This is a genomic window from Pseudomonas sp. HMSC063H08 (assembly GCF_001813645.1).
Classification (GTDB): Bacteria; Pseudomonadota; Gammaproteobacteria; order Pseudomonadales; family Pseudomonadaceae; genus Pseudomonas; species Pseudomonas aeruginosa.
The window spans coordinates 1-1,547 of the sequence record NZ_KV813435.1 but is presented as its reverse complement, the minus strand read 5'-3'; the positions used below and the strand labels follow the sequence as shown (position 1 = coordinate 1,547).

Sequence of the window (1,547 nt, the reverse complement as noted above, 5' to 3'; positions counted from 1 at the left end):
AGAGCGTGGAGATCGCCAACCGTGCCGGCGAAAGCCTGAGCAGCGTGACCCGGCGGATCGGCGAGATCGACGGGATGAACCAATCGGTGGCCACCGCCACCGAGGAGCAGACCGCGGTGGTCGATTCGCTGAACATGGACATCACCGAGATCAACACCCTCAACCAGGAAGGCGTGGAGAACCTCCAGGCCACCCTGCGCGCCTGCGGCGAGCTGGAAACCCAGGCCGGGCGCCTGCGCCAACTGGTGGACAGCTTCAAGATCTGAGCCCTGCCTGTCGTAGCCGAACCGGCCGGATAACCGCGAAGCGTTTATCCGGCCTACCGATGAAGAGCGCCCGCGGGCGCTTTTTTCGTTCTCCAGGTCGCATTCGGTGAAACCATTCATCCATTGCGCTAAAGCTTCCGGGCTTGCCGCCGACAGACACGGCAAGCCTTGCAGTTGCGATCCAACTGGGGCTGTTCACGACAGCGCGCCCGCGCCTCCCGGATGCAAGAAACCATGATCAAAAGTCTCAAGTTCAGTCACAAGATCCTGCTCGCCGCCGCGCTGGTGGTGATCGCGACCTTCTCCCTCTTCACCCTCTACAACGACTCCCTGCAGCGCACCTCGATCCGCGAGGACCTGGAGGACTACCTGCACGAAATGGGCGAGATCACCGCCAGCAACGTGCAGAACTGGCTGAGCGGGCGCATCCTGCTGATCGAGAACCTGGCCCAGACCCTGGCCCGCGACCACAGCCCGGAGACCACCCAGGCCCTGCTGGAACAGCCGCTGCTGGGCTCGACCTTCCTCTTCACCTACCTGGGGCAGACCGACGGCACCTACACCGCGCGCCCCACCAGCGACCTGCCGGCCGACTACGACCCGCGTCGCCGCCCCTGGTACAACGCCGCCACCAGCGCCGGCCAGACCACCCTCACCGAACCCTACATGGAGCCGGCCATCCACGAGCTGGTACTGACCATCGCCAGCCCGGCGCGCCAGGGCGGCCAGCCGTTCGGCGTGGTCGGCGGCGACCTCAGCCTGCAGACGGTGGTGAAGATCATCAACTCGCTGGACTTCGGCGGCATGGGCTACGCCTTCCTGGTCAGCGGCGACGGCAAGATCCTCGTCCATCCGGACAAGGACCAGGTCATGAAGAGCCTCAGCGACGTCTACCCACGCAACACGCCGAAGATCGGCAGCGGCTTCAGCGAGGCCGAGCTGCACGGCAACACTCGGATCCTCAGTTTCTCTCCGGTCAAGGGCCTGTCCGGCCTGGACTGGTACATCGGCATCTCGGTGGACAAGGACAAGGCCTATGCCATGCTCACCAAGCTGCGTACCTCGGCGATCGTCGCCGCGCTGATCGCGGTGGTCGCCATCGTCCTCCTCCTCGGCATGCTGATCCGCGTACTGATGCAACCGCTCACCGACATGGGCCGCGCCATGCAGGACATCGCCCAGGGCGAAGGCGACCTGACCAAGCGCCTGAAAGTCACCAGCAACGATGAATTCGGTACGCTGGCCATTTCCTTCAACCGCTTCGTCGAGCGTATCCACGAA

General features: G+C 64.4%; 2 pseudogenes. Both read left to right on the top strand.

What is annotated here, in order from left to right:
• Nucleotides 1–266 (top strand): annotated as a pseudogene (locus HMPREF2924_RS14265) (chemotaxis protein); the annotation flags it as partial.
• Nucleotides 267–500: 234 nt separating this feature from the next.
• Nucleotides 501–1,547 (top strand): annotated as a pseudogene (gene pctB / locus HMPREF2924_RS14260) (methyl-accepting chemotaxis protein PctB); the annotation flags it as partial.